Below are 22,913 nucleotides of genomic sequence, written 5' to 3'. Positions count from 1 at the left end.
CCCCCGGCGAAGCGAACATCACAAGGAGGTTTGGGTTCACAGGAAATGGAAAGGCGCGCGGAATGTCTATCGCCTTCGCCACTCCCTCAACTCCAGTAAGACGCGTCACCACCGGTTCGCGTTGCTCCCGTGACGCGGTGGGGGCGGTGTGACGGAGGCCATATCCCCCGCGCAGGCCACCGGAACCGCACCGCGCCCCGCCGCGAGCACCGGAGCGAAGCCCGCCGGACAGCGGGACGCGTTCTTCGACAACGCCAAGTACCTGGCGATCGTGCTGGTGGCGGTGGGACACGCCTGGGAGCCGCTGCGTGACGGCAGCCGCGCCGTCACCGCCCTCTACACGGTCGTCTACGCCTTCCACATGCCGGCGTTCATCGTCGTGTCCGGGTACTTCTCCCGGAACTTCGACACGAGCCCGGGGCGGATCCAGCGGCTGTTCACCGGGGTCGTCGTGCCGTACGTCGTCTTCGAGACGGCGTACAGCCTCTTCACCCGGTGGAGCGACGGCGAACCGGACCGGGCGATCAGTCTGCTCGACCCGCTGTACCTGACCTGGTTCCTGGCGGCGCTGTTCATCTGGCGGCTGACCACACCGCTGTGGCGCGCCGTGCGGTGGCCGCTGCCGATCGCGCTGGCCGTCGCGATGCTGGCGACGCTCTCGCCGGACATCGGCGACGACCTCGATCTGCAACGGGCGCTTCAGTTCCTGCCGTACTTCGTGCTCGGTCTGTGTCTCGAGCCCGAGCACTTCCGGCTGGTGCGCCGCCGCGCGGCGCGGATCGCGGCCGTACCGGTCTTCGGCTGCGCGATCGCGCTGTCGTACTGGCTGGTGCCCCGGTTCGACTACGGGTGGTTCTTCCACCGGGCGAGCGCCGAGCAGATGGACGTGGCCGCCTGGTACGGGCCGCTGATGACGCTGGCCGTCTTCGGCTGCTCGCTCACCCTGGTGGCCTGCTTCCTGGCCTGGGTGCCGGGCCGCCGGACCTGGTTCACGGCACTGGGCTCGGGCACGCTGTACGGCTATCTGCTGCACGGTTTCGTCGTCCAGGCCGCCAACCACTGGCACTGGAGCCACGCCGCGTGGACGGGTGAGCCGGCCGGCGAGATCGTCGTCAGCGTGGTGGCCGCGGTGGTGGTCACGCTGCTGTGCACCGCGCCGGTGCGGCGGGTCTTCCGGTGTGTGATGGAACCCAGGATGGACTGGGCGTTCCGCAAGCAGCGCACCGCCTGATCCCGGCACGACAACGGCCCGGCCCCGCCGTCCCCCGTGGGCGGCGGGGCCGGGCCGTGTGCGCGGCCGGCGACGGGTCGTCAGCGCTTGATCTCCTTGATCTTCAGCATGCGCGTGATCACCTTGTCCAGCTCCGCGTCGTCGAAGACCTTCTTCCAGTCCTCGCGCACGATGGACTCGCGGCCGTAGTCCATGGCGATCAGGCAGGCGTCGGAGAACGGGTTGGAGCCCTTGAGGGTGTTGGCCAGGGCCACCTGGGTGTGGCCGAGCAGCATGGCGCGGGCGGCCTTCTCCGGGACGCCGACGGTGTGCACGGTCTCGTGCAGGGCCTCGGTCAGCAGGGCGCCCACCATGCAGGCGATGGTCTCCACCAGGGTGGGCTCCAGGACGGCGAGCTGCTTGACGGTGACCCAGTGCACGTCCACGACCGGCGCGTACATCACGCGGATCACGGAGTCGGCCAGCTGCTGCTTGGCCTCGTCGCCGCCCTCGTAGGCGGCGACGACCTCCTGCGGGGCGGCGATGCCGCCGAAGGTGTCCTGCCACTCCTCCTTGGTGGTGCGCTCCAGGAACACCGACGGGTGGCAGGGGTGGGCGCAGGCGTAGTGGATCCCCTCGCGTTCGAAGAGCAGGCCGGCGTAGGCGGCGGCCGGGTCGAGGGTGAGGACGACGGTGCCCGGCTTCATCAGCGGGACGAGTTCCGCGGAGACCTTGCCGAGGACGACGTCCGGCACGGCGAGGATGACGACGTCGGCCCGGGCCGCGGCGTCGGCGGACTCGGTGAGTTCCCGGCCCAGGCCCCGGATCAGCTCCTGGCCCTTGGGGGACGCCTCACTGAAGAGCACCCGGAAGTCGCTCTCGACCAGGTTGTTGGAGACGCGCTGGCCCATCTTGCCGGCGGCCCCGATGACGGCGACGGTGGTCACATCGGTCTGGATCTCGGTGGCCATTACTTGCTCCTCAGAAGGGTGTTGATGCTGTGCTGCGTCCACTGGTGTTCGAGCCGGGCGGTGGCGTCGAAGCCGTCGTCCTGCCACGGGAGCCAGTGCTCCACGATCTGGTTGATACGGCGGTCCCCCCGGGCCGCGCGGACGGCGGCGGTCATGCCGGCGTAGTCGAGCAGGCCCTCGCCGAGCGGGCAGCCGGCGTAGGTGAAGCCGACCCAGCCGTCCCGGCGGCTGAAGGCGAAGTCCTTGACGTGGATGTTGACCACGTACGGCGCGGTGGCGGTCACCACGTCGGCGGGGCGCTCCAGGCGGGCGACGCTGTTGCCCGGGTCCAGGACGATCCCGAGGTGCTCGTCGGCCACACCGCGTACGACGCTCACCAGGTCGTCGGTGGCGACCTGCTCGTAGGTCTCCAGGCCCAGGGTCACCCCGGCGGCGGCGTAGGCCGGCACGGTCTCCTTGAGCAGGGCGACGGCCTCGTCCGGGGCGGGCCGGTGGTCGGCGGTGTTGAGCATGGAGCGGACGAAGGTGACGCCCAGCTCGCCGGCCAGGTCGAGGTACTTCGCCAGGTGCCCGGGGCGGACGCCTCGGGTGCCGAGTTCCAGCTCGATGCCCAGGTCACGGGCGGTGGCGCGGACGTCGGCGAGCTGCGCGGCGTCGAGGGACTCGACGGGCGCGTAGTCGCAGATCTGGAAGACCCGGCCGCCGAGCCGGGCGGTGTCCGCCAGCATCTCGGTGAGGGTCATCGGGTGCGGCGCGCGGGCGGAGATCCGCCAGAAGTAGGCGTAGGTGCTGATGCCGTAGGCCATCACGACGCTCCAACGGGGGTGCGGATCTCGTCGAGGATCGCCTCGACGTTCGCCGGGTCGTGCGCGAAGCGGCCGAGGAAGAGGCCCTCCGCGGTGCCGGCCAGGCGGCTGAGCAGGCCGGGGCCCGCGCTGCCGCCGTAGATGACGGTCGAACCGGTGTGCTGGGGGCGGCCGTTCAGCCACTCGCGCAGCGCCGCGCAGACGGTGGCGATGTGTTCGGTGGCGGCCGGTTCGGGGGCGCCGATGGCCCACTGGGGCTCGTAGGCGAGGACCACGCCGCCGTCGAGGCCGTGCAGCAGCCGCGCGGCCTCGGCGACCGTGCGGGCCGCCGCCTCCTGGGGCGTGACCTGGTCGCGCTCGCCGACGCACAGGACCGGGGTGAGTCCGTTGCGCAGGGCGGCGGCGGTCTTGGCGGCGACGACCGTGTCGCCCTCGCCGTACAGCCGGCGCCGCTCGGCGTGGCCGACCTCGGCGTACCGGCAGCCGATCTCCTTCAGGAACGGGCCGCCGACCTCGCCGGTGTACGGTCCCGAGTCCTCGGTGGCCAGGTCCTGGGCGCCGACCTCGATGCCGTACGGCGTGAGGATGCCGGCCGCCGGGACGATGGCCGGGAAGGCGGGGAGGACGAACAGGCGGGCGGCGCCGGAGGCGACCGCCGGGTGCCGCTGGGCCAGAGAGGCCACCTTGCGCGCCCAGTTGAGGGTCTGGTGGTGGCCGAAGTACATCTTCAGGCTCACCCCCAGCAGGACGGGGGGCTGTGCGGGGCCGGACATCAGGCCGCGGCCTGAGCAGCGTCTTCGTAGTCGCACATCAGCTGGACCTTGGCGGCGGAGGCCGAGGTCTCGTCGAAGCGGTAGGTGAGCCACTCCTTGGCCAGCCGGCGGGCCAGCTCCAGGCCGATGACGCGCTGGCCGAAGGTGAGCACCTGGGCGTTGTTGGAGAGGACGGCCCGCTCGACGGAGAAGGAGTCGTGGGCGGTGACGGCGCGGATGCCCTTGACCTTGTTGGCGGCGATGGCGACACCGAGCCCGGTGCCGCACACCAGCAGCGCGCGGTCGGCGTCGCCCCGGGCGACCAGTTCGGCCGCGGCTATGGCGACCTTGGGGTAGGCGGTGTGCCCGTCGGCGTCGACCCCGACGTCGGTGACCGACGCGACCAGGCCGCTGTTCTCCAGGTCCTGCTTGAGGGCTTCCTTGTACTGGTAACCGGCGTCGTCGCAGCCGACGACGATACGGAGCTTGTCAGTCATGACCGTCTTCCTCAGTGGTGGTTGAGCAGTACGCCGTGGACGGCGCGGGTGATGAGGGCGAGCGAGTGGGCGCCGGCGTCCGGGGTGCCGAGGGACTTCTCGGCGTGCGGACGGGCCCGGCCCTTGCGGGGCAGCAGGCCGGCGGTGGCCGCCGCGGCCTCGGCGGCGGCGGTCGCGGCCCGGTCCCAGGAGGCGGTGAGCCCGCCGCCCGCGCGCACGGCCCCGGTGAGGGTGTCGGCGAACGGCACGAGCACGTCGACCATGGTCTTGTCACCGACCTCGGCGCCGCCGAGCCGCTGTACGGCGGCGGAGGCGGCCGCTACTCCCGCCGCGACCGTGGCCGCGCTCGGGGCCTCCTGGTCGCCGAGGGCGGTGCCGACGGCGCGCAGGATGGTGCCCCACAGGGCGCCGGAGGTGCCGCCCGCCTTGTCGGCCCAGGCGTCGCCGGCGTGGGCCAGGACGGTGGCCGCGCCGGCGCCGAGTCCGTGGGCCGCGCGGGCGGCCTCGCGGGCGGCGGTGGAGCCGCGCCGCATGCCGATGCCGTGGTCGCCGTCGCCGGCCACGGCGTCGATGCGGCCGAGTTCGTCGACGTGGGTGTCGACGGTGGCGGCCACCGCCTCCAGGGCGGCCAGGACGGTCGCGGCGGCGTGCCGGGAGGCGTCGGAGGCGGCCGGGATCGCCTCGTCGTCGGGGTCGGCGGTCGTCGTGGCCGGGGCGCTGGACGGCTCGGGTTCGCCGAGGGCGCCCTTGCGGTGGGCCGGGGTGTCGGCCGGGGCCCGCCACAGGTCTTCCAGCAGGTCGTCCAGCCAGGTCAGGGTGAGGGAGACGCCGGCCATGTCGAAGCTGGTGACCAGTTCACCGACCTCCGGGTCGACTGTCTCCACGCCCGCCTCCGCCAGCAGGGCGGCGACCTTGCGGTAGACGACGAACAGTTCCTCGTACTTGACGGAGCCGAGGCCGTTGAGGATGACGGCGGCGCGCTGTCCGGCGGGGGTGGCGACGTCCTCGGGGAGTTCCTTCAGGAGGGTGTCGACCAGCAGGTGGGCGGCCTCGTCGGCGGTGGGCAGGTCCTGCTCGCCGATGCCGGGCTCGCCGTGGATGCCGAGGCCGACCGCCATCCGGGCCGCGGGGACGGTGAACAGGGGGTGGTCGGCGCCGGGGAGGGTGCAGCCGGAGAAGGCGATGCCGAAGGACCGGGTGCGGGCGCCGGCGTGCCCGGCGACGTTCAGCACCTCCTGGAGCGGCAGGCCCCGCTCGGCCGCGACCGACGCCGCCTTGAAGACGGGCAGGTCGCCGGCGATGCCCCGGCGCTTGCCGGCTTCCTCGGGGCTCGCGCTGGCCACGTCGTCGGCGACGGCGTAGGTGCGGGCCTCGATGCCGTCGGCGGCGAGCCGTTCGGCGGCCTGCCCGAAGTGCAGGACGTCACCGGCGTAGTTGCCGTACATCAGGAGCACCCCGGCGCCGCCGTGCGCGGCGCGGGCCACCGAGCGGATCTGGGCGGCGGACGGCGAGGCGAAGACGTTGCCGACCGCCGCGCCGTGCGCCAGGCCCCGGCCGACCAGGCCGGAGAAGGCCGGGTAGTGGCCCGAGCCGCCGCCGATCACCACGGCGACCTGGCCCTCGGGGGTGCCGCCGGCCCGGACCACGCCGCCGGTGACGGGCCGCACCCAGCGCCGGTGGGCGGCGGCGAAGCCTTCCAGGGCCTCGTCGGCGAAGGCGGCGGGGTCGTTGAACAGGCGGGTCATCGAAGGGCCTCCATGGTCTGGTGCGCGGGGTCGGGGGCCGGTTCGTCGGTGCGGTGGCGGGCGGCGAGCCAGATCATCAGGGCGGCGGACAGCAGCATGAAGAAGCCGACCAGGAAGAGCGGTACGTAGTAGTCGCCGCTCCAGTCCTTGAGCCAGCCGGTGATGTAGCTGGAGGCGAAGCCGGCGATGTTGCCGGCCGTGTTGATCAGGGCGATGCCGGCCGCGGCGGCGGCTCCGGTCAGGAACCGGGAGGGCACCGACCAGAAGACGGGCAGCGCGGCGAAGATCGAACAGGCGGTCACGGTGATCACGGCGACCGTCGCGGTGGGCGAGCCCATGTAGAGGGCGACCGGGATGGTGACCCCGCCGACGATCGCCGGGCCGGCGATGTGCCAGGTGCGGGTGGAGTGCCTGGTGGCGTGCCGGGTCCAGAAGAACAGCACGATGGCGGCGGGCAGGTACGGGATCGCGGTGATCCACGCCTTGTCCATCACGCTGAACGTGGTGTCGTACTGCTCCTGGAAGCCGTTGATGATCGTCGGCAGGAAGAAGGCGAGGGCGTACAGGCCGTAGACGAAGCCGAAGTAGACGACCGCGAGGGTCCAGACCCGGCCGCTGGTGAAGGCCCGCTTCAGGTCGCCCTTGGCGTGTCCGCCGTCGTGGCCGGTCTTCTGGGCGTTCTCGGCGGCGAGTTCCGCGGTCAGCCAGTCGCGCTCGGCGGGCGTCAGCCACTTGGCGTCGGCCGGCTTGTCGATCAGGTAGAACCAGGCGATGACGCCGAGCAGGATGGCCGGGATGGACACGAAGAGGAACATCACCCGCCAGCCCTCCAGGCCGAACAGGCCGTGGTGGCCGATCAGCCAGCCCGCCAGCGGGGCGCCGAAGACCGTGGTCAGCGGCTGGGCCAGGTAGAACAGGCCGAGGATCTTGGTGCGGTGGCGGGCGGGCACCCACTGGCTGAGGAAGAGGATCGCGCCGGGGAAGAACCCGGCCTCGGCGACGCCCAGCAGGAACCGCAGCGTGTACAGGCCGCCGCTGCTGTTCACCCAGGTGAAGAGCAGCGAGACGATGCCCCAGGTCACCATGATCCGGGCCAGCCAGCGGCGGGCTCCGAAGCGGTGCAGGGCCATGTTGCTGGGGACTTCCAGGACGATGTAGCCGAGGAAGAAGATTCCCGAGGCGAATCCGAACTGGGCGGCGGTCAGGGCCAGGTCCTGGCCCATCCCGTTCGGCTCCGCGAACGAGACGGCGGTCCGGTCCAGGTAGTTCACGAAGAACATCAGGGCCACGAACGGAACGAGGCGGACTGAGACCTTCTTGATGGCAGTTCTCTCGACTGCCGGGGCTGGCGCGTCGGCACCCATGGCGACTCCTCGGCTCGCCCGGACAGCTCCGTCCGGGATGGCTCACGCCGGTGGCGCCGGGCAGGCCGCCGACCGGATCGCTCCACACGCTATGTCGCCGATCGAAATTGGTCACCAATTTACCAGTGTGGCGACCGTCATAGATTTCCGAACGGCCCAACTCTTGACAAACCTCACCCATCCGGCCGATGAACCGGCTGGTCAGCCGGGGTGCGGGGCCATCTGGTTCACTGGTGACCGTGACCAGTCAGCCTGATCAGCAGTCCTCGGACGCCGCTCCCGACCTGGCGCGGCTGCTGCGCCCCGTGGTGCGCGAGTCCTCCGTCAGCGAGGTCGCCAAGCGGCTCCTCGACCACCTCTCGGCCGGACACATCAGGCCCGGCACCCGGCTGCCCGCCGAGCGGCAGCTGGCCGAGGCGCTCGGAGTGGCGCGCTCCAGCGTGCGCGGCGCGCTGTCCGCGCTGGACGTCCTCGGCATCATCGAGATCCGGCCCGGGTCCGGCTCGTACGTGCGCGAGGGGACCTCCGAGTTCCTGCCCCGGGCGATCAACTGGGGGCTGATGCTGGGCCAGCGGCGCACCCAGGACCTGGTCGAGGTGCGCACCTACATGGAGGGGGTCTCCGCCCGGCTGGCCGCCGAGCGGGCCACCGACGAGGACGTGGCCCGGCTTCAGGCACACCTCGGGCACATGCGGGAGGCCCGCGGCGACGTCACGGCGTTCATCGACGCGGACATCGCCTTCCACCTGGAGTGCGCGCGGATCGCCCGCAACAGCGTGCTGAGCGACATCCTGCACAGCATCCGGGCGCTGCTCCAGGTGTGGATGGAGCGGGTCAGCGACATCGAGGGCACGGTCAGCGGCACGCTGTGCGAGCACGACGCGGTGCTGGAGGCGATCCGGGCCCGCGACCCGGAGGCCGCCGACCGGGCCATGGCGGAGCACATGCGGATGGCCAGCGCCCGGCTGCGGGCCTCGGTGGACGGCCAGGTGTGAGACTGCCGGGCCGGAATCCGGGCAGGCGGGCCGGGCCGGGGCCCGGCATGCTGGGTTCCGGCACGACGCACCGGTGCGGACGGAGAGGCGGGCACTGTGGACTGGCGCGAGTTCGCGGAGCGCATGGCGTTGCTGGCGCGGGACCTGCTGGCGCAGGACACGGTGGACGGCACCCTGGAACGCATCACCCACGCCGCCACCGAACTGGTCGAGGGCTGCGACGCGGCCGGCATCCTCCTCGTGCGGGGCGGCCGGGCCCGCTCCCTGGCGGAGACCGACCAGATGGTCGTCGAGAGCGACCGGCTCCAGGAGCGGCTCGGCGAGGGCCCGTGCTACGACGTCGCCCGCACCACCAGCGACGAGCGCGGGTTCCGGATCACCGACTTCAACGAGGACGTGCCGCAGTGGCCCGCCTACGTCCCCGAGGCGCGCAAGCTGGGGATCGGCAGCATGATGGGCATCCTGCTCTACACGGAGGAGGAGGAGCTGGGCGCGCTGGACTTCTACTCGCGCCGGCCCGGTGCCTTCACCGCCGCCAGCGAGACGGCCGGCTGGCTGCTCGCCTCGCACGCGGCGGTGGCGTTCGCCACCGCCCGCGGCAACGCCCAGTTGCAGCAGGCCATCGACACCCGGCACACCATCGGCGAGGCCATGGGCATCCTGATGGGCGGTCACCGGCTCACCGAGAAGCAGGCGTTCGACGTGCTGCGCCGCTACTCGCAGGAGCGCAACATGAAGCTGCGGGACGTCGCCCGGCGGGTCTGCGAGCAGGGCCGGCTGCCCTGACGGCCCGCGCTCACCGCGGCCGGCGGCCGTCGACCCGGTAGGGCTCGGCGTCCGCCCATTTGACGTCGAGGCCCAGTCCGGGCCGGTCCGGGTCGGGCCGCAGGGCACCGCCGTCCGGCTGGGGCACACCGTCGAACAGCAGGTTCTCGACGCGGACGTGGTCGTGGAAGTACTCCAGGTGGCGCAGCCGGCGCACCGCGGCGAAGGCGTGCGCGGAGACGGCCGGGGCGCAGTGCGCGGACAGGTCGAGGTGGTGTCCGGCCGCCAGCCCGGCGACCTCCAGCAGCCCGGTGACGCCGCCGCAGCGGGTGACGTCGGCCTGGAGGCAGTCCACCGAGGGGCCGGCCACCAGGGCGGCGAAGTCCTGGAGCAGGTAGGCGTACTCCCCCGCGGCGATCTCCAGCCGGGCCGGTCCCCGCTCGCGCAGCAGCCGCAGCCCGTCCGGGTCCGCCGAGCTGACGGGTTCCTCGAACCAGCGCACGTCCCACTCCTCGTGGAAGCGCCGAGCCCAGTACAGGGCCTCCTTGCGGTCCAGTGCCCCGTTGGCGTCGGTGAGGAGTTCCGTGCCGTCGCCGACCGCGCGCCGCACCGCGGCCAGCCGCTGCGGGTCGCGGCCGGGCTCCCGGGACGTCTTCAGTTTGACCCGGCCGATGCCCTGCTCCGCCCAGCCGCTCAGCTGGCCGGTGAGCCGGTCGAGCGGGTAGTTGGTGAAGCCGCCGCTGCCGTAGACGGGCACCCGGTCGTGGTGCGCGGGGAGCAGTCGGACCAGCGGGAGTCCGAGCAGCCGCGCCTTCAGGTCCCACAGCGCGATGTCGACGGCGGAGCGGGCCATCGCCCCGGCGCCGGGCCGGCCCGCGTTGCGGATCCCGGCGCCGGTCCGCCGCCACAGCGCGGCCGGCGAGAAGGCGTCCGCGCCCTGGAGCACCGGGGCCAGGAGCGAGCGGATGAACGCCGCGACCGAGACGTCGCCGTAGGTGTAGCCGATGCCGGTGCGGCCGCCGGCGTGCACCCGGACCAGGACCAGGGTGGTGGCGTCCCATTCCAGGGTGCCGTCCTGCTCCCGGCCGCCGGGGCCGTCGGTGGGCACCGCGAAGGCGTGCGTGTCGACGGCGTCGATCACACATCCGGCCGCCGCCGTGCTCCCGCTGTTCCCGTGCTCCGTGTCACCGCTCATGGCCCCGGGGTACCGCGCCAGGCGCACCGGCACACCCCCGCGGCGCGCGATGTGCCGGGCTGCGGGCTACGTTGGTGCAGTCGCCCCAGCCCCGACGGCCGCGCCCACGAGCCGTCCCGAGGACCGCCTGGAGGAGCGCCGCTTCGTGAATCGGTTCCTGAGCCCCTTCCACCGTCTGTGGGACCGGCTGGCCGCCACCGCCCTGGTCCGGCAGGCGCGGGAGCTGGAACTCATGCACCGGGCCATGGGTTTCGCCACGATCGCGCTGGTCACCCTGGCTCCGCTGCTGATCGTGGTGGCCGCCGCCGATCCGCTGGGGCGCGGCGGGTTCGCGGCGTGGCTGGCCGACGGCATGGGTCTGTCGGGGCGGTCGGCGCGGGTGCTGACCGAGATCATCAGCCCGCCGCGCGAGATCATCGGCACCACCAGTATCTGGGGCGGTCTGCTGCTCGCGGTGTTCGGGGTCTCCTTCGCGGCGAGCGTGCAGAACGGCTACGAACGGATCTGGCGGCTGCCCTCGGGGCCCTGGCACCGGGTGTGGCGGCAGCTCACCTGGGTGGCGGTGCTGACCGCGTATCTCTACCAGGAGGTGCAGACCCGCACCGGGCTGCACGGTACCGCCCGGATCGTGCTGTCCACGGTGACCGGCACGCTGTTCTTCTGGTGGGGCCAGCACTTCCTGCTGGGCAGTTCGGTGCGCTGGCGGGACCTGTTCCCGGGGGCGCTGGCCACCATGGTGGGGCTGATCGGCCTGCGCAGCTTCTCGTACCTGGTGTTCACCCCGCTCATCCTGGACAACGCGATCAGCTACGGCACTGTCGGCACCGTGCTGGTGGTGGAGTCCTGGCTGATCGGGGTGGGGTTCGTGGTGTTCGGCGGCGCGCTGGTCGGCCGCTGGTTCCACGAACACCACTGGAGTCCGCGCCGGGCGCGGCGCACCGGCGGCGCGGAGGCCCGCGGCGACGGTGGGTAACCGGGCGTCGGCCGCTCAGGCCCCTCGCCGCACCCCGCCCGCCACCGCCGCGGCGGCCGTCGTGGCCAGTCCCGCGCCGACCGCGAGGGCACCGCGGTGCCGGGAGAGCCACAGCTGGAGGCTGCGTGGGTGGGCCTCGTCGTCGAAGGCGCCGTGGGCGCCGAAGTCGCTGCCCGCGCGGTCGTCCGGGGGCTGGTACAGGTTGACCGGGCGGCGGGCCCGGTCGACGGGTTCGCCGGTCTGCTGGGAGTCGTAGCCGGTACGGGCCAGGTAGCGGTCGAGCAGCGCCGGCGCGATCCGCTGCCCGATCAGGGTGGCGACGGTCGAGCCGCCGATCCAGTGCTCCCGCCGCCCGGGGTGGTCCACCGCGTGCAGCACGCCCTCGGCGGCCACCTCGGGCTGGTACACCGGGGCAACCGGACGGGGGTGCCGGGGCAGCCTGGTCAGGACCCAGCTGAACTGCGGGGTGTTCAGGCCGGGCATCTGGACCATGGTCACCCGCACCCCGCTGCGGTCGTGCAGCAGCTCGCAGCGCAGCGAGTCGGTGTACCCCTGGATGGCGTGCTTGGCCCCGCAGTACACCGCCTGGAGGGGCACACTGCGCTGCGCCAGCGCCGAGCCGACCTGCACGATGGTGCCGCGGTCGCGGGGCTTCATCCGGCGCAGCGCGGCCTGGGTGCCGTACACGAAGCCGAAGTACGTCACCTCGGTGGCCCGCTTCAACTCCTCGGGCCGTACCTCGTCGGCGGGTGCGAAAACGGTGGTGAAGGCGGCGTTCACCCACACGTCGAGCGGCCCGAACTCGTCCTCGGCCCGGCCGGCCGCGGCGTCCACCGCCGCCGCGTCGGCGACGTCCACGCTGATCGGCAGCGCCCGGCCGCCCGCCGCCCGGACCTCCGCGGCCGTCCGCTCCAGGCCGTCGCGGCCGCGGGCCAGCAGGACGACCGAGGCGCCACGTGCCCCGAAGGCCCGGGCCGTTGCCCGCCCGACCCCCGCGCTGGCCCCGGTCACGACCACCACGGGGGCATCGTCGCGGGTCGCTCGGTCGGCGGTGTGGGCCATAAGAACCTCCCGGTCACGGACGGAAAACGGTGACTGCCCGGGTTGCCGCCACCGGCCCCGGCAAACCGGCCGCTCACCGGACCGGCAGCGATACCGTGCCGGCCCGCCGCACCAGCCGGCCGGCCGGGCCGGCACCAGCGTCGTCCCCGCCCCAGGGCCTCCCGCCACATCCGGCGCAAGACCACCTCCCGGTCACCGACCCGAAACACGACCACCCAAGCCGCCGCCACCCGCCCCGGCAAACCGGCCGCTCACCGGACCGGCGGCGGTGCCGTGCCGGCCCGCCGCACCAGCCGGCCGGGCCGGCACCAGCGTCGTCCCCCGCCCCAGGGCCTCCCGCCACATCCGGCGCAAGACCACCTCCCGGTCACCGACCCGAAACATGACCACCCAAGCCGCCGCCACCCGCCCCGGCGAACCGGCCGCTCACCGGACCGGCGGCGGTGCCGTGCTGGCCCGCCGCACCAGCCGGGTCGGCACCAGCGTGGTCCCCCGCTCTGAGGTGTCCTGGCGCATCTGGCGCAGCGCCGCCTCGACACACAGCCGGCCCACCTCCGCGAAGTCCTGGTGCACGGTGGTCAGCGGCGGCAGGAAGGCACCGGCCTCGGGGATGTCGTCGAAGCCGATGACACTGACGTCCTCGGGCACCCGCCGCCCGCTCTCGTGCAGGGCGCGCAGCAGACCGAGGGCCATCTGGTCGTTGGCGACGAAGACGGCGGTGCACTCGGCGCGGGCCGCCAGCTCAAGACCGGCCCGGTAGCCGGACTCCGCCGTCCAGTCGCCGCGGACCAGCGGCGGCGGGGTGCGGCCGGCCTCGGTGAGGGTGGCCCGCCAGGCGCCGGCCCGGCGCTCGGCGGCGTAGGAGTCCTCGGGGCCGGCCAGGTGCCACACCGTGCCGTGGCCGAGGCCCAGCAGGTGCTGTACGGCCGCCCGGGTGCCGCCCGCCTGGTCGGTGTCGACCACCGTGTAGTGGTCGCCGGCGTCGGAGTCGACGACCACCACCTGCACGTGCGGCGGCAGGGTGACGGTGGCCGCGTCCAGCAGGTGCACCTCCATGATGACGACGACCGCGTCGACGGCGAGTTCCTCCAGCCGGGAGAACGCGCCGCGCACCTCGTCCTGGGTGGGCACCGCGACCGGCAGCAGGGTCACCGCGTAGCCCTCGTGCGCCGCGGACTGCGCGATGGCCTCCAGGGTGCGGACGTTGCCGGTGGTGGACAGTGTGAAGGTGATCACTCCGATGGTGCGGAACTCACCGCTCTTCAGCGCCCTGGCCGCGCTGTTGGGCCGGTAGCCGAGCTCCTGCATCGCCTCCCGCACCACCCGCCGGGTCTCCTCGGTGACGCCCGCGTACCCGTTGGAGACCCGGGAGACGGTCTGCGAGGAAACCCCCGCCAGCCTTGCCACATCGGCCATCGAGGCGTTCTGCGTCCGCCTGCGCCGGGGGGCCGTGCCGGGTGCTCCGGCGGGTCCCGCCGGTGCGGGCGTGCTCGCCGTGGCTCGCTCAGCCGTGTCCACTCGCCGTCCGCCGCCTTTCGTTGTTCGTGCGAGGCTCGCACGGGCCGTTGCCCGTCCGCCCCTTGACCGTCTTGACCGGAGCACGGTAGACATGCCGCCTACCGGATGTTCACGTAAACCTAACAACCCCAGCCCGTCTCCGCGCTGTGCGATGTTTACGTAAACATCGCGAGTTCAGTATATGAACCCCAGCAAGGAACGAGATGACGACGCTGCACCCCCCAGCGGCCTCCCGACCGCGTCCCGCACCGCCCAAGGCGCGCCGGGACCGCCGGTCCTGGACGGGCTGGGGCTTCCTCGGCCCGTTCGTGGCCGTGTTCGCCCTGGTCTTCCTCGCGCCGATCGCCTACGCGATCTATCTGAGCCTGTTCCGCGAGCAGTTGATCGGCGGCAACACCTTCGTCGGCCTGGACAACTACCAGCAGGCGCTGCAGGACGACCGTTTCTGGGCCGCCCTCGGCCGCGTCACGCTCTTCCTGGTCGTACAGGTGCCGGTCATGCTGTGCCTCGCGCTGCTGGTCGCCCTGGCCCTGGACAGCGGCCGGCTGTACGGCCGGGACTTCTTCCGGGTCTCCATCTTCCTGCCGTACGCGGTGCCCGCCGTGGTCGCCACCCTGATGTGGTCGTTCATGTACGGCACCCGCTACGGCCTGGTCGGTGACATCAACGACGCGCTCGGCGTCTCGCTGCCCGACCCGCTCTCCGCGGATCTGATGCTGGCCTCCATCGGCAACATCGTCACGTGGGAGTTCATCGGCTACAACATGCTGATCTTCTACGCGGCGCTGCGGGTGATCCCGAACTCGCTGTACGAGGCGGCGCAGATCGACGGCGCGGGTCAGCTCCGGGTCATCACCGCCATCAAGCTGCCGGCCATCCGGGGCGCCCTGGTGATCGCCACCATCTTCTCCATCATCGGCAGCTTCCAGCTGTTCAACGAGCCGAGCATCATGCGGCCGCTGGCCCGCAACGCCATCACCACCGACTACACGCCGAACTTCTACACGTACTCGCTGTCCTTCAACGGCCAGCAGCAGAACTACTCCGCGGCGGTCGCCATCATCATGGGGCTGATCACCATGGTCATCGCCTACGTCGTCCAGCTGCGCGGCACGCGCAAGGGAGTGTGAACCAGCGATGACCAGTCCCTACGCCACCGCACCGAACCGCAACCACCCGCCCGCGCCGGGCCGTTCGCACGCCGCGCCGCCGCCGCGGCTGCGCTCGCACCGCCGCCGGCCGGCGTCCAACAAGCCCCGGCGCAGTGTCCTGCTGACCGTCCTCACCGGCCTGGTGCTGCTCTACAGCCTGGTGCCGCTGCTGTGGCTGCTCATCAGCGCCACCAAGACCCAGGAAGGGCTGTCCGGTTCGTTCGGTCTGTGGTTCGACGACGACTTCGCCCTGTGGAGCAACATCGCCGACACATTCACCTACGACGACGGTGTGTTCACCCGCTGGCTGCTGAACACACTGATGTACGTCGTGCTGGGCGCGGGCGGTGCCACCCTGCTCGCGGTGCTCGGCGGCTACGCGCTCGCCAAGTTCCAGTTCCCGGGCAAAAAGGCGGTGTTCGCCGTCGTCATCGGCGCGGTGGCGGTGCCCACCACGGCGCTGGCGGTGCCCACCTTCCTGATGTTCAGCAAGATGGGACTCACCAACACCCCCTGGGCGGTGATCATCCCGTCACTCATTTCGCCGTTCGGTCTGTACCTGATGTGGGTGTTCGCCACCGATGCCATACCGACCGAACTGATGGAAGCCGCCCGAATCGACGGCGCGAGCGAGGCCCGGACCTTCTTCCGAGTTGCACTGCCGCTGCTGGCTCCCGGTATTGTGACGGTCCTGCTGTTCACCATGGTCGCGACATGGAACAACTACTTCCTGCCGCTGATCATGATCAAGGATCCGGACTGGTACCCCCTGACCGTGGGTCTGAACGCCTGGAACGCCCAAGCTCAAACGGCCGGTGGCGAGGTGGTGTTCAACCTGGTCATCACCGGATCCCTGATCACCATTGTGCCCCTGGTCGCCGCGTTCCTGCTGCTCCAGAGGTACTGGCAGTCCGGGCTCGCCGCCGGGAGTGTCAAGGAGTGACAGCAGGCTCCCCCCACCTCGTCCTCCCCCCACGCATGTTCCTCGTTCTGCACACCCCCGACAGGGCCGTTACGGCCACAAGGAAGTGGAAGCTCGACCATGCACAAGCACTCGCGCCGTCTGCTGCGCAGTATCGGACTCGTCTGCGCCCTCGCGCTGGGGGCCACCGCCTGCGGTGACTCCGAGGACGGGGGATCGAGCGGGAAGTCGGTCTCCGAGTCCGACATCAAGGCGGCTCTGGAGAAGGGCGGCGAAATCACCGTATGGGCGTGGGAACCCACGCTGAAGAAGGTGGCCGCCGACTTCGAGGCGGAGCACAAGAACGTCAAGGTCAACCTGGTCAACGCCGGTACCAACGCCGACCAGTACACCGCCCTGTCGAACGCGATATCGGCGAAGAAGGGCGTCCCGGACGTCGCCCAGATCGAGTACTACGCCATCGGCCAGTACGCGCTGTCCAAGGGCCTGACCGACCTCAGCGAGTTCGGCGCCAACAAGCTCGCCGCGCACTACTCGCCCGGCCCCTGGTCCGCGGTCCAGTCGGGCACCGACGGCGTGTACGCGCTGCCGATGGACTCCGGTCCGATGGCGCTGTTCTACAACAAGAAGGTCTTCGACAAGTACGACATCGCGGTGCCCAGCACCTGGGACGAGTACGTCGAGGCCGCCAAGAAGCTGCACGCGGCCGACCCCAAGGCGTACATCACCGCCGACGCCGGTGACGCGGGCACCACCACCAGCCTGCTGTGGCAGGCCGGTTCGCGCCCGTACTCGGTGACGAACGGCACCAACGTGAAGGTCGACTTCACCGACCAGGGCGCCACCACCTACAGCGACACCTGGCAGCAGCTCCTCGACGACGACCTGGTCGCCCCGGTCGCCGCCTGGAGCGACGACTGGTTCAAGGGCCTGGCCGACGGCACCATCGCGAGCCTGGCCACCGGCGCCTGGATGCCGGCCAACCTGGAGTCGGGTGCCAAGGACGCGTCCGGTGACTGGCGGGTCGCCCCGCTGCCGCAGTGGAAGGAAGGCGGCAAGTCGAGCGCGGAGAACGGCGGCAGCTCGCTGGCCCTGCCGGAGCTCGGCAAGAACGAGGAACTGGCCTACGCGTTCGTCGAGTACGCCAACTCCGGCAAGGGTGTGCAGAGCCGCCTGAAGGAGGGCGCCTTCCCGGCGACCACCGAGGACCTCCAGTCCTCGACCTTCCAGGAGACCAAGTTCGACTACTTCGGCGGCCAGCAGGCCAACAAGATCTTCGCCGAGTCGGCGGCCGAGGTCGCGGACGACTGGCAGTACCTGCCGTTCCAGGTGTACGCCAACTCGATCTTCAACGACACCGTCGGCAAGGCCTATGTCTCCGACACCAAGCTGAGCGACGCCCTGAAGTCCTGGCAGGACGCCTCGGTGAAGTACGGCAAGGAGCAGGGCTTCACCGTCGAGTGACCCTGCGATAGCACAACTCCCGGGGCGGCGCGGCGAGTCCGCGCCGCCCCTTTGCACATCTGGAAGGACCGCCATGATCTCCACTCTCCTGTCGCGCCCCGGCGGCCCGGACGACGACGACCGGATGCCCCGTCTTCTCTTCGGTGCCGACTACAACCCCGAGCAGTGGCCCCGCGAGGTGTGGGAGGAGGACGTCCGGCTGATGCGCGAGGCCGGCGTCAACGTCGTCTCCGTGGGGATCTTCTCCTGGGCCCGGCTGCAACCGGGCCCGGACCAGTGGGACTTCGGCTGGCTGGACGAGGTCATGGACCTGCTGCACGCCGGCGGTGTCGGGGTCGACCTGGCCACCGCCACCGCCTCCCCGCCGCCCTGGCTGACCACCGCCCACCCGGAGATCCTGCCGGTCACCGACCGGGGCGAGACGGTGTGGCCGGGGGCCCGGCAGCACTGGCGGCCCACCTCCCCGGTGTTCCGGCGGCACGCGCTGCGCCTGGTGCGCGAGATGGCCACCCGGTACGCCACCCACCCGGCGCTGGTCGCCTGGCACGTCTCCAACGAACTGGGCTGCCACAACGTATACGACTACTCCGACGACGCGGCCCGCGCCTTCCGCGGCTGGCTGCGCGCCCGGTACACCTCGCTCGACGCGCTCAACCACGCCTGGGGCACCGCCTTCTGGTCCCAGCGCTACACCGACTGGGAGCAGATCCTGCCGCCCCGGCTGGCCGGCTCGCACCCCAACCCGACCCAGCAGCTGGACTTCAAGCGGTTCTCGTCCGACGCGCTGAAGGAACACCTGCGGGCCGAGCGCGACATCCTGCGGGAGATCACCCCGGACGTCCCGGTCACCACCAACTTCATGGTGATGGGCGGCACCAAGGGCATGGACTACGCCGACTGGGCACCCGAGATCGACTTCGTCTCCAACGACCACTACGTGCACCCCGGCCCGCAGGACCGGGCCGAGCTGTCCTTCTCCGCCAACCTCACCAGCGGCATCGCGGGCGGGCGGCCGTGGTTCCTGATGGAGCACTCCACCAGCGCGGTGAACTGGCAGCCGGTGAACGTGGCCAAGCGGCCCGGCGAGCTGGCCCGGGACGCGCTGCTGCACGTGGCGCACGGCGCGGACGCGGTGTGCTACTTCCAGTGGCGGCAGTCGGCGGCGGGCGCCGAGAAGTACCACTCGGCGATGGTCCCGCACGCCGGCCCCGACAGCGAACTGTTCCGCGCGGTGGTGTCCCTGGGGCAGACCCTCAAGGCGCTCGCGCCGGTCGCGGGCAGCGAGCGGGAGACGGCCGAGGTCGGCATCCTCTTCGACTGGGAGTCGTGGTGGGCCAGCGAGCAGGACTCGCACCCCACCTCGCTGCTCGACTACCGCCAGGAGGCCCTGGACTGGTACACGGCACTGCTGGCCCTCGGCGTCCGCGCCGACCTGGTCACCACCCGCGCCGAGCTGAGCCGGCACAAGGTGCTGATCGCGCCGGTGCTGCACCTGGTCCCGGCCGAGCTGGCCAAGGAGCTGACCCGGTTCGCCGAGCAGGGCGGCCACCTGGTCACCACCTACTTCTCCGGTGTGGTGGACGAGAACGACCACGTCTGGCTGGGCGGCTACCCGGGCGCGCTGCGCGACCTGCTGGGCATCCGCGTCGAGGAGTTCGGGCCGCTGCTCGACGGCGACCCGGTGGAACTCGACGACGCGGTGACCGGCACCCTGTGGACCGACCGGATCACGGTCACCGACGAGGAGACCGAGGTCCTCTCCCGCTACCGCACCGGTGACCAGGCCGGCCGCCCGGCCGTCACCCGGCGGCCGGCCGGCCGGGGTTCGGCGGCCTACGTCTCCACCCGGCTCGGCGTGCCGGGGCTCACCGCGCTGCTGCCCCGGCTGCTGGCGCCCGCCGGGGTGACCGGCGAACTGCCCGCCGCGCTGCGCGGCCGCGTCGAGACGGCCGTGCGGCGCGGCCCGGACGCCCGGTTCCTGTTCCTGGTCAACCGCACCGACGACACCGTGCCGGCGGGGGACCTGCCCGGCGAGGTCCTGACCGGCACCACCGCCGCCGACGGCACCCTCGTCCTCGGCCCCCGCGAGGTCGCCGTGCTGCGGCAGCCCGGCGGGTAACCGCAGCCCTCGTCCACGACCAGGAGGAACCGTGACAGCCGACCCGCGCGAGGACGAGGTGCGCCGCCGGATGACGGCCCGGGAGCTGTACCAGGACGGCGTACCGGGCCTGACCGAGGAGCGGCTGCGGGGCAAGGAGCTGGCCGACGCCTACAACCGCAGCGCGCCCCGCGACCAGGAGGGCCGCGGGGCGCTCCTGGCGGAGCTGTTCGGCGCCGTGGGCACGGATGTGTTCGTCGAACCGCCACTGCGTGTGGCCTACGGACGCCATGTGCGTTTCGGGGACGGCGTGTACGCCAACTTCGGCCTCACCCTCGTCGACGACGTCGAGGTGGTGGTCGGCGACCGGGTGATGTTCGCGCCGCACGTCACCGTGACGACCACCGGCCACCCGGTCCACCCCGACCTGCGCCGCGACGGCACCCAGTTCTCGGCGCCGGTGCGGATCGAGGACGACGTGTGGATCGGCGCGGGGGCGCTGATCATGCCGGGGATCACCGTCGGCCGGGGGTCGGTGGTCGGCGCGGGCAGCGTGGTGACGGCGCACGTACCGCCCATGACGGTGGTCGCCGGGACCCCGGCCCGGGTACTGCGCGAGATCACCGACGCGGACCGGGAATGGGCCTACCGGCCGCCGCGCACCCTGTCGTCCGACTGACCCGTGTGCGTCCCAACTCACCGCCCCTGGCAGTACGATGATCACCACGCACTCGGACGACCGACGACGGAGCCCCCGATGACGACGGACAGTTCCCGGCCCCTGGAGATCGACACCAGCAAGGCCCACCCCGCGCGTGTCTACGACTGGCTGCTGGGCGGCAAGGACAACTATCCCGTCGACGAGGCGGTCGGCCGAACCCTGCCGCCCGAGGCGCACGACGCGGCCCGGCAGAACCGGGCGTTCATGAACCGCGCGGTGGCCCGGCTCGCCGCGCAGGGCATCGACCAGTTCCTCGACATCGGCACCGGCATCCCCACCGAGCCCAACCTGCACCAGATCGTCCAGCGGACGGTGCCGACCGCCAAGGTCGTCTACGCCGACAACGACCCGATCGTGCTGCGGCACGCCGAGGCGCTGCTGGTCAGCCGCCCGGAGGGGGCCACGGACTACATCCAGGCCGATGTGCGCACCCCGGACGAGATCGTGAAGCACGCCCGGTCCATTCTCGACTTCGACCGGCCGATCGCGATGTCCCTGATCGCCCTGATGCACTTCATCCCGGACGACCAGGACGCCCACGGCATCGTCCGGCGCCTGGTCGACACCCTGCCGTCCGGCAGCTACCTGGTGCTCTCGCACGCCGCGATCGACCTCTTCCCGGAGCTGGCGGAACAGGTCATCGCGCAGTACGCGAAAGGCGGCATCCGGCTCGGCTTCCGGACCCGGGCGGAGGTCGCCCGGTTCTTCGACGGACTGGAGCTGGTCGAGCCGGGCCTGGTCACCGCGACCGAGTGGTACGGCCCGGAGCAGGAGCGCCCCGAGCCGGAGGAGAGCGGTATCTACGCGGCGGTGGCCCGCATCCCCTGACGGTCAGCGCCGGCGGCCCCGGGCCGCCCAGCCGCTGCCGATCCCGGCGACGTGCAGCGCCAGCAGGGCGAGCCCGACGAGCATGAAGTTGACCGACGTGAAGATGTCGTTGGTCGAGATGTCGGCCGCGTTGATCAGAAAGGCGATGAGGAACAGAACCGCTGCGACGATGGCGAGCACGGAGACCTCCTCGGATCGGACGGCGCCGTTCGCCGCCGTGCCACCCGTATGCCCCCGGCCGGGCCCGGAACACGGGGCCCGGCGGCCGGTGTGCCAGTGCCCGTACAGTGGGAGAACGGTCCTTTACCGGACATACCTCACGCCCCGGAGCCCCGATGCACCACCCGTCCCCCGCCCCGGACGACGGCTCCGGCACGCTGTTCGGGCTCGACGCCCTGCCGGGCCCGGCCGCGGAGGCGGGGCCGGCCGTCCGTGACCTCCCCGCGGCCCGCCGGCTGCTGCCGGTCCGGGAGATCTACGCCGAGCCGGCCGCCGCCGTCTCACCGCGCGGCCGGCAGATCCGCGCCCGGTTCCCCGGCGCCCGGCTGATCGAGGTGGACTCGCACTGGGGCATCCCGGGGCTGCACGGCAACGAGGGCAACGTCGAGCGCTGGGTCCGGGTCAAGGGCGAGACACTGGTGCTCGGCGAGCGCAAGACACTCACCACCCGGCCCAACGGGCGGTCCGCCGACTGGATCGCGCCGGGCGCCTCCAACGGCTGCGCCATGTCCTGTGCCTACTGCTACGTGCCCCGGCGCAAGGGGTACGCCAACCCGGTCACCGTCTTCACCAACATCGACCGGATCATCGCGCACATCGGCCGGCACCTCGCCCGGCAGGGGGTGAAACCGGAGCCGAACCAGTGCGACGACCAGGCGTGGGTGTACGACATCGGCGAGAACGGCGACTGCTCGGTGGACGCGCTGATCAGCGACAACACCGCGGACCTGGTGCGTGCCTTCCGGCAGTGGCCGACCGCGAAGGCGTCGTTCGCGACCAAGTTCGTCAACCCCGCCTTGCTCGCCCTCGACCCGCGCGGCCGGACCCGGATCCGGTTCTCGGTGATGCCCGCGGACGACGCCCGTCTGCTGGACCTGCGCACCTCGCCGGTGGCCGAGCGGATCGCCGCCGCGGCCGACTTCCTGGACGCCGGGTACGAGGTGCACTTCAACCTCTCCCCCGTGGTGCTGCGGCCCGGCTGGCGGGACGCCTGGGCCGAGCTCCTGGACCACCTCGACGACGTGCTGCCCGAGCGGGTCAAGCGGCAGGCCGCCGCCGAGGTGATCACGCTGACGCACAACCGGGAGCTGCACCAGGTGAACCTCGGCTGGCATCCCCGGGCCGAGGAGGTGCTGTGGCGGCCGGAGCTCCAGCAGGCCAAGCGCTCCGAGAACGGGGCGCTCAACGTCCGCTACCGCGACCGGGTCAAGGCCGAGGCGGTGGCCGCCGTGCGGGAGCTGATCGGCGCCCACGCGCCGTGGCTGCGCGTGCGCTACGCGTTCTGAGCCGTCACCGCACCGCTCGCGCGAACGTCGCCCCAATCACCGGACGGAGTGCTTCCGGCTCAACAGGTAAGGCGAACCTAACATCAGATATCGTTGAGAATGCAATTACCCGTCGCCCCCGCACCACTTGGAGCCGGCCTTGCCGCACACGATCGACACCGCCGAAGACCGGCCGGACACCGTCACCGGCGAGGGCTGGGTGGAACTGGACTCGCGCGCCGAGCTGCGGGAGCTGCTGGGCGAGCCCTGGCCCGTCGTGATCGACAAGGTCCACGAGCGGCTCACCGACGAGGACCTGGAGATCCTGGCCCGCTCGTCCTTCTGCCTGCTGGGCACCTCCGACACCGCGGGCAACTGCGACGTGTCGCGGC

Annotated in this window: 21 protein-coding genes and 1 pseudogene; 12 read left to right on the top strand and 10 right to left on the bottom strand. The window is 72.0% G+C overall.

The window, feature by feature from the left end; genetic code table 11:
- Positions 1–148: 148 nt before the first annotated feature.
- Positions 149–1,231: an acyltransferase family protein gene (locus tag ACTT8P_RS20190; protein WP_442833076.1), complete on the top strand. Its 1,083-nt coding sequence runs from the start codon at positions 149–151 to the stop codon at positions 1,229–1,231.
- An 80-nt stretch (positions 1,232–1,311) separates the two neighbouring features.
- Here ACTT8P_RS20190 and ACTT8P_RS20185 read toward each other — a convergent pair whose 3' ends face one another.
- Genes ACTT8P_RS20185 through ACTT8P_RS20160 form a run of 6 tightly spaced genes read right to left on the bottom strand, consistent with a single transcriptional unit; the run spans position 1,312 to position 7,345 of the window.
- Positions 1,312–2,181 carry a phosphogluconate dehydrogenase C-terminal domain-containing protein gene (locus ACTT8P_RS20185; RefSeq protein ID WP_442833075.1) on the bottom strand — a complete coding sequence of 290 codons (870 nt, stop codon included), beginning with the start codon at positions 2,179–2,181 and terminating at the stop codon, positions 1,312–1,314.
- On the bottom strand, positions 2,181–2,987 hold the full coding sequence (locus ACTT8P_RS20180; RefSeq protein WP_442833074.1) for a sugar phosphate isomerase/epimerase family protein: 807 nt from the start codon (positions 2,985–2,987) through the stop codon (positions 2,181–2,183). Before ACTT8P_RS20180 ends, ACTT8P_RS20185 begins: the two co-directional genes overlap by 1 nt.
- On the bottom strand, positions 2,987–3,760 hold the full coding sequence (locus ACTT8P_RS20175) for a triose-phosphate isomerase family protein (RefSeq protein ID WP_442833073.1): 774 nt from the start codon (positions 3,758–3,760) through the stop codon (positions 2,987–2,989). Before ACTT8P_RS20175 ends, ACTT8P_RS20180 begins: the two co-directional genes overlap by 1 nt.
- The gene (locus ACTT8P_RS20170; protein WP_442833072.1) at positions 3,760–4,236 is read right to left on the bottom strand and encodes a ribose-5-phosphate isomerase; all 477 of its coding nucleotides are present in this window, start codon (positions 4,234–4,236) and stop codon (positions 3,760–3,762) included. Before ACTT8P_RS20170 ends, ACTT8P_RS20175 begins: the two co-directional genes overlap by 1 nt.
- 11 nt (positions 4,237–4,247) lie before the next feature.
- Complete coding sequence (locus tag ACTT8P_RS20165) at positions 4,248–5,981, bottom strand: dihydroxyacetone kinase family protein (protein ID WP_442833071.1); 1,734 nt, start codon at positions 5,979–5,981, stop codon at positions 4,248–4,250.
- Positions 5,978–7,345 (bottom strand): MFS transporter, encoded by a 1,368-nt coding sequence (locus ACTT8P_RS20160; RefSeq protein WP_442833070.1) that lies wholly within the window; start codon positions 7,343–7,345, stop codon positions 5,978–5,980. The genes ACTT8P_RS20165 and ACTT8P_RS20160 overlap by 4 nt, the downstream gene beginning before the upstream one ends.
- 233 nt (positions 7,346–7,578) lie before the next feature.
- On the opposite strand from ACTT8P_RS20160, the gene ACTT8P_RS20155 reads away from it, so the two are divergent.
- Both ACTT8P_RS20155 and ACTT8P_RS20150 read left to right on the top strand, forming a co-directional pair.
- Positions 7,579–8,340, top strand: a complete 762-nt coding sequence (locus tag ACTT8P_RS20155; RefSeq protein WP_442833069.1) for a FadR/GntR family transcriptional regulator — start codon at positions 7,579–7,581, stop codon at positions 8,338–8,340.
- A 96-nt stretch (positions 8,341–8,436) separates the two neighbouring features.
- The gene (locus ACTT8P_RS20150; RefSeq protein WP_442833068.1) at positions 8,437–9,126 is read left to right on the top strand and encodes a GAF and ANTAR domain-containing protein; all 690 of its coding nucleotides are present in this window, start codon (positions 8,437–8,439) and stop codon (positions 9,124–9,126) included.
- A 10-nt stretch (positions 9,127–9,136) separates the two neighbouring features.
- Here ACTT8P_RS20150 and ACTT8P_RS20145 read toward each other — a convergent pair whose 3' ends face one another.
- Positions 9,137–10,300, bottom strand: a complete 1,164-nt coding sequence (locus ACTT8P_RS20145; RefSeq protein ID WP_442833067.1) for an enolase C-terminal domain-like protein — start codon at positions 10,298–10,300, stop codon at positions 9,137–9,139.
- 145 nt (positions 10,301–10,445) lie between these two features.
- On the opposite strand from ACTT8P_RS20145, the gene ACTT8P_RS20140 reads away from it, so the two are divergent.
- Complete coding sequence (locus tag ACTT8P_RS20140) at positions 10,446–11,273, top strand: ribonuclease BN (protein ID WP_442833066.1); 828 nt, start codon at positions 10,446–10,448, stop codon at positions 11,271–11,273.
- A 15-nt stretch (positions 11,274–11,288) separates the two neighbouring features.
- On the opposite strand, the gene ACTT8P_RS20135 is transcribed toward ACTT8P_RS20140, so the two are convergent.
- Positions 11,289–12,335 carry an SDR family oxidoreductase gene (locus ACTT8P_RS20135; protein ID WP_442833065.1) on the bottom strand — a complete coding sequence of 349 codons (1,047 nt, stop codon included), beginning with the start codon at positions 12,333–12,335 and terminating at the stop codon, positions 11,289–11,291.
- Between the two features lie 426 nt (positions 12,336–12,761).
- Positions 12,762–13,751: a LacI family DNA-binding transcriptional regulator gene (locus tag ACTT8P_RS20130; RefSeq protein ID WP_442833064.1), complete on the bottom strand. Its 990-nt coding sequence runs from the start codon at positions 13,749–13,751 to the stop codon at positions 12,762–12,764.
- Between the two features lie 305 nt (positions 13,752–14,056).
- Between ACTT8P_RS20130 and ACTT8P_RS20125 the strand changes: the two genes are divergently transcribed.
- From ACTT8P_RS20125 to ACTT8P_RS20100, 6 genes are all read left to right on the top strand, one after another.
- Positions 14,057–14,983, top strand: coding sequence for a carbohydrate ABC transporter permease (locus ACTT8P_RS20125; protein WP_442833063.1), 927 nt, complete (start codon positions 14,057–14,059; stop codon positions 14,981–14,983).
- Positions 14,984–14,990: 7 nt separating this feature from the next.
- A complete protein-coding gene (locus tag ACTT8P_RS20120; protein WP_442833062.1) occupies positions 14,991–15,947 on the top strand; it encodes a carbohydrate ABC transporter permease in 957 nt (318 codons plus the stop codon).
- A gap of 99 nt (positions 15,948–16,046) precedes the next feature.
- The gene (locus ACTT8P_RS20115; RefSeq protein WP_442833061.1) at positions 16,047–17,390 is read left to right on the top strand and encodes an ABC transporter substrate-binding protein; all 1,344 of its coding nucleotides are present in this window, start codon (positions 16,047–16,049) and stop codon (positions 17,388–17,390) included.
- Positions 17,391–17,463: 73 nt separating this feature from the next.
- On the top strand, positions 17,464–19,509 hold the full coding sequence (locus ACTT8P_RS20110; RefSeq protein WP_442833060.1) for a beta-galactosidase: 2,046 nt from the start codon (positions 17,464–17,466) through the stop codon (positions 19,507–19,509).
- Positions 19,510–19,540: 31 nt separating this feature from the next.
- Positions 19,541–20,167, top strand: coding sequence for a sugar O-acetyltransferase (locus ACTT8P_RS20105; protein WP_442833059.1), 627 nt, complete (start codon positions 19,541–19,543; stop codon positions 20,165–20,167).
- 78 nt (positions 20,168–20,245) lie between these two features.
- Positions 20,246–21,037 (top strand): SAM-dependent methyltransferase, encoded by a 792-nt coding sequence (locus tag ACTT8P_RS20100; protein ID WP_442833058.1) that lies wholly within the window; start codon positions 20,246–20,248, stop codon positions 21,035–21,037.
- A 3-nt stretch (positions 21,038–21,040) separates the two neighbouring features.
- On the opposite strand, the gene ACTT8P_RS20095 is transcribed toward ACTT8P_RS20100, so the two are convergent.
- Entirely contained in the window at positions 21,041–21,217 is a 177-nt protein-coding gene (locus ACTT8P_RS20095; protein ID WP_361175491.1) for a hypothetical protein, read from the bottom strand.
- Positions 21,218–21,372: 155 nt separating this feature from the next.
- On the opposite strand from ACTT8P_RS20095, the gene ACTT8P_RS20090 reads away from it, so the two are divergent.
- Complete coding sequence (locus ACTT8P_RS20090; protein WP_442833057.1) at positions 21,373–22,542, top strand: spore photoproduct lyase family protein; 1,170 nt, start codon at positions 21,373–21,375, stop codon at positions 22,540–22,542.
- Between the two features lie 139 nt (positions 22,543–22,681).
- Positions 22,682–22,913 (top strand): annotated as a pseudogene (locus tag ACTT8P_RS20085) (pyridoxamine 5'-phosphate oxidase family protein); the annotation flags it as partial.

Origin of the sequence: Streptomyces sp. JW3 (genome assembly GCF_052216785.1) — a bacterium.
Lineage (GTDB): Bacteria > Actinomycetota > Actinomycetes > Streptomycetales > Streptomycetaceae > Streptomyces.
The sequence above is the reverse complement of the archived record's forward strand: the minus strand, read 5'-3'. Positions and strand labels throughout refer to the sequence as shown.

Coding starts and splice junctions, on each gene's coding strand:
- ACTT8P_RS20185 (WP_442833075.1), bottom strand. CDS start 2,181: ATGGCCACCGAGATCCAGACCGATGTGACCACCGTCGCCGTCATCGGG.
- ACTT8P_RS20180 (WP_442833074.1), bottom strand. CDS start 2,987: ATGGCCTACGGCATCAGCACCTACGCCTACTTCTGGCGGATCTCCGCC.
- ACTT8P_RS20175 (WP_442833073.1), bottom strand. CDS start 3,760: ATGTCCGGCCCCGCACAGCCCCCCGTCCTGCTGGGGGTGAGCCTGAAG.
- ACTT8P_RS20170 (WP_442833072.1), bottom strand. CDS start 4,236: ATGACTGACAAGCTCCGTATCGTCGTCGGCTGCGACGACGCCGGTTAC.
- ACTT8P_RS20165 (WP_442833071.1), bottom strand. CDS start 5,981: ATGACCCGCCTGTTCAACGACCCCGCCGCCTTCGCCGACGAGGCCCTG.
- ACTT8P_RS20160 (WP_442833070.1), bottom strand. CDS start 7,345: ATGGGTGCCGACGCGCCAGCCCCGGCAGTCGAGAGAACTGCCATCAAG.
- ACTT8P_RS20145 (WP_442833067.1), bottom strand. CDS start 10,300: ATGAGCGGTGACACGGAGCACGGGAACAGCGGGAGCACGGCGGCGGCC.
- ACTT8P_RS20135 (WP_442833065.1), bottom strand. CDS start 12,335: ATGGCCCACACCGCCGACCGAGCGACCCGCGACGATGCCCCCGTGGTG.
- ACTT8P_RS20130 (WP_442833064.1), bottom strand. CDS start 13,751: ATGGCCGATGTGGCAAGGCTGGCGGGGGTTTCCTCGCAGACCGTCTCC.
- ACTT8P_RS20125 (WP_442833063.1), top strand. CDS start 14,057: ATGACGACGCTGCACCCCCCAGCGGCCTCCCGACCGCGTCCCGCACCG.
- ACTT8P_RS20120 (WP_442833062.1), top strand. CDS start 14,991: ATGACCAGTCCCTACGCCACCGCACCGAACCGCAACCACCCGCCCGCG.
- ACTT8P_RS20115 (WP_442833061.1), top strand. CDS start 16,047: ATGCACAAGCACTCGCGCCGTCTGCTGCGCAGTATCGGACTCGTCTGC.
- ACTT8P_RS20110 (WP_442833060.1), top strand. CDS start 17,464: ATGATCTCCACTCTCCTGTCGCGCCCCGGCGGCCCGGACGACGACGAC.
- ACTT8P_RS20100 (WP_442833058.1), top strand. CDS start 20,246: ATGACGACGGACAGTTCCCGGCCCCTGGAGATCGACACCAGCAAGGCC.
- ACTT8P_RS20090 (WP_442833057.1), top strand. CDS start 21,373: ATGCACCACCCGTCCCCCGCCCCGGACGACGGCTCCGGCACGCTGTTC.